At 64.6% G+C, this 3334-nt stretch carries 4 protein-coding genes; 2 read left to right on the top strand and 2 right to left on the bottom strand.

Features of this window, described 5'->3' with window-relative positions; genetic code table 11:
• Positions 1-1198, top strand: a 1198-nt coding sequence (locus WB785_RS25545) for a leucyl aminopeptidase (RefSeq protein WP_424083024.1), incomplete at its 5' end; no start/stop codon positions are given.
• 32 nt (positions 1199-1230) lie between these two features.
• Here WB785_RS25545 and WB785_RS25550 read toward each other — a convergent pair.
• Together WB785_RS25550 and WB785_RS25555 are read right to left on the bottom strand one after the other, a co-directional pair.
• Positions 1231-1971, bottom strand: coding sequence for a hypothetical protein (locus WB785_RS25550; protein WP_424083026.1), 741 nt, complete (start codon positions 1969-1971; stop codon positions 1231-1233).
• Positions 1972-1993: 22 nt separating this feature from the next.
• Positions 1994-2485, bottom strand: coding sequence for a hypothetical protein (locus WB785_RS25555; protein ID WP_424083028.1), 492 nt, complete (start codon positions 2483-2485; stop codon positions 1994-1996).
• Between the two features lie 189 nt (positions 2486-2674).
• On the opposite strand from WB785_RS25555, the gene WB785_RS25560 reads away from it, so the two are divergent.
• Positions 2675-3334 (top strand): biotin/lipoyl-containing protein (locus WB785_RS25560; RefSeq protein WP_424083030.1); only part of this gene is annotated, 660 nt, incomplete at its 3' end.

A 3334-nucleotide genomic window follows, 5' to 3' on the forward strand; every position in this document is an offset into this window, starting at 1 on the left:
GGGTCCGGCCGAGGCCGTCGTCACCACGCTGGCCGAGTTGCCGGGAGCCGGCGTGCTGACCGCCGCCGTGGAGGGACTGATTCTGGGCAGCTACCGGTTCACCGAGTTCCGCAGCGACAAGACGGCGCCAAAAGATCCGGGGCTGCACAAGATCACCGTGTTGTCCACCGCCAAGGACGCCAAAGCGCAGGCGGCTCATGCCGCGGCAGTCGCGACCGCCGTCGCCACCGCCCGTGACCTCGTCAACACTCCGCCCAGCCACCTGTTTCCAGCCGAATTCGCAAAGCGGGCACAGGCTTTGGGCGAATCAGTTGGTCTCGAAGTCGAGGTGCTCGACGACAAGGCGCTGCAAAAGCAGGGCTACGGCGGGGTAATCGGAGTCGGCAAGGGCTCGTCGCGGCTGCCGCGGCTGGTGCGGCTGACCCATCACGGATCGCGGCTGGCCAAAAAACCGAAGCAGGCCCGCAAAGTCGCCCTGGTCGGTAAGGGCATCACATTCGACACCGGCGGCATCTCGATCAAGCCGGCGGCATCGATGCACTACATGACCTCGGACATGGGCGGCGCCGCCGCGGTCATTGCGACCGTGACGCTGGCCGCCCAGCGCGAACTGCCGATCGATGTGACCGCCACAGTGCCGATGGCCGAGAACATGCCGTCGGCGACCGCGCAGCGCCCGGGGGACGTGCTGACGCAGTACGGCGGGATCACGGTCGAGGTGCTCAACACCGACGCCGAGGGCCGGCTGATCCTCGCCGACGCGATCGTTCGGGCGTGCGAAGACAACCCGGACTACCTGATCGAGACGTCGACGCTGACCGGGGCCCAAACCGTGGCGCTCGGTGCGCGTACGCCGGGGGTGATGGGCAGTGACGAGTTCCGCGACCGGGTGGCGGCCATCTCGCAGCAGGTGGGCGAGAACGGCTGGCCGATGCCGCTGCCCGACGAGCTCAAGGACGACTTGAAGTCGACGGTGGCCGACCTGGCCAATGTCAGCGGGCAGCGCTTCGCCGGCATGCTGGTGGCCGGCGTGTTTCTGCGGGAATTCGTTGCCGACGGCGTGAATTGGGCGCACATCGACGTCGCCGGGCCGGCCTACAACACCGGCAGCGCGTGGGGTTACACCCCCAAGGGCGGCACGGGCGTTCCGACCCGCACCATGATCGCGGTACTGGAAGACATCGCCGAAAACGGCTAAGCCCGCCGGCTACTTGACCGACCGCGGCAGTACTAGCGGTGCACCGCCGGTCGCTGGAACCACCTGATCTTCTGACGCCAGGATTGCGCAGAGGTCAATGCGAAACCGGCGCCGCACGCACAGGCAAACAACCAGATCAGTCCGGTCGCCACCGGACCTTGTAGCGGCGGGATCACCGCGGTGATCATCCGCACCGCGCACGCAGAGACACCGCTGGCCGAGGCGACCAGATATGCGTTGGCGACGTTCCTCGACCGCGGGTCCTTGCGCAGCACGAGCAGGGCACGCGAGCCAAACACCAACAGATAGGCCAACGTTCCGGTGAGCAATACCCAGTACACGCTCAGCCAGAAGTCGGTGCGCATCGCGAAGAAATCGCGCGCATAGGTCTTGCTGCCACCGCTTAGGGAGAACGTCGCCAGCAATAGCGGGATGCACAGCGTCGCCGGCCGTTCCACGTACTGCTTGAAAGAGGCCTGCAGCGCGTGGTCATCTTCAAGCCTGCCGACCGCGTTGTAGACGATCGCCGAGGCCGCGACGATGTAGCAGTCGTGCCCGACGTAGTTCTGCAGGTTCCACTCACCGGTGATCTTGTGCAGTGCGACGCCGAGCGTCTCGGAGGCCAGCGGCGACATCAGAGCAACCGCGCAACCCTGCAAAGCGATATTGAGCGTGGCGGCCACTTCCCACCGGCAATGCCAGGTGACTCGCCGTATCCAAAGGCTCCATGCGATGGATGCGAGGGTCAGGGTGATGAGAGCGGTAAGAGCCACAGCGGTCCGTCAACAGGTCGTTTTAGAGCGGAGGCGCGTCTTGCCGCGGTCGCCACTCGGCAAGTTTTGTCGGCTGTGAGGTTTTCACAGCAACGCCGCCCGCGGCTTGCGACACCGGAATGCCGCCGCGAATCTCTTCAGCCAACGCGGTGATCTCTTCGGGGTCGATGAACCGGTAGCGGGTCAGCAGCTCGGCGCGGTTGATGCCGAGATTGGCCGCCGCGACGCGCAGGTTGTCCGCAGTGATCAGGGTTCCCTTGTCCAGCTGGTCGTAGTATGTGGACCGCGGCAGTTCCATCGCCGTCCAGATCTCTTCTCTGCTGAGGGAACGCCCTGCCAGGTAGGAGAGCACCGTGGCGAGCTCTTTGCCGCTATCGTCGGGATACACAGGAAACAAGATAATCCAGATTTTTGGCTTTCTCATCCGAACCGTCTCAAATACTCGATGTATTAATGCCGTGGAAACCAGGAGCATCCGATAAAATGGATAAAAATCCGATTTATTGGACTCCATTATTTGTCACAGTTCAAATATAGCGGTGCGTTCCCCCTCCCCGTACCGGCTCCGCCCTGGTTGTGTGCGGGCGGCGGCGCAGTGACAGGATGGTTTCGGTAATCCGCTTGGGTGCAGCTTCCGGTACATCACGCTGTGGTAAGCCAGAGGCCGACGCGCGCCCACCGACCGATCCAGGAGTCGACAGAGATGGCCTTCTCAGTGCAGATGCCGGCACTCGGTGAGAGCGTGACGGAGGGGACCGTAACTCGCTGGCTCAAGCAAGAAGGCGACACAGTCGAACTCGACGAACCCTTGCTGGAAGTGTCCACCGACAAGGTCGACACCGAGATCCCGTCGCCGGCGGCCGGAGTACTGACCAAAATCGTTGCCCACGAGGACGACACCGTCGAGATCGGCGGCGAGCTGGCCGTCATCGGCGACGCCCAAGGCGCGGGAGGTGGCGATGCCGCACAACCCGCCGCCGAGGCAGCAGCGCCTGAACCTCAAGCAGCGCCACAACCGCAACCGGAGCCAGAACCGCACGCAGAGCCAGAACCACAACCGCAGGCCGAGTCGCAGCCAACGACCGCGGCGGCAACCGGCGATCAGGACGCGACTGGCTCGTCGCAGCCAGTGCTGATGCCTGAACTCGGCGAATCGGTCACCGAGGGCACGGTGACCCGCTGGCTGAAGAAGGTCGGTGACCCGGTCGAGGTCGACGAGCCGCTGGTCGAAGTGTCCACCGACAAAGTGGACACCGAGATCCCGTCGCCGGTAGCAGGCACGCTGATCAGCATCACCGCCGAGGAGGACGTCACCGTCTCGGTCGGCGGCGAGCTGGCCAGGATCGGCACCGGCGCCATCACG

The organism is Mycobacterium sp., from assembly GCF_049585075.1.
Classification (GTDB): Bacteria; Actinomycetota; Actinomycetes; order Mycobacteriales; family Mycobacteriaceae; genus Mycobacterium.

What these genes read in the sequence shown, in the direction of transcription:
- WB785_RS25555 (WP_424083028.1), bottom strand. Translation starts at nt 2,485, where the DNA reads ATGGAGTCCAATAAATCGGATTTTTATCCATTTTATCGGATGCTCCTG.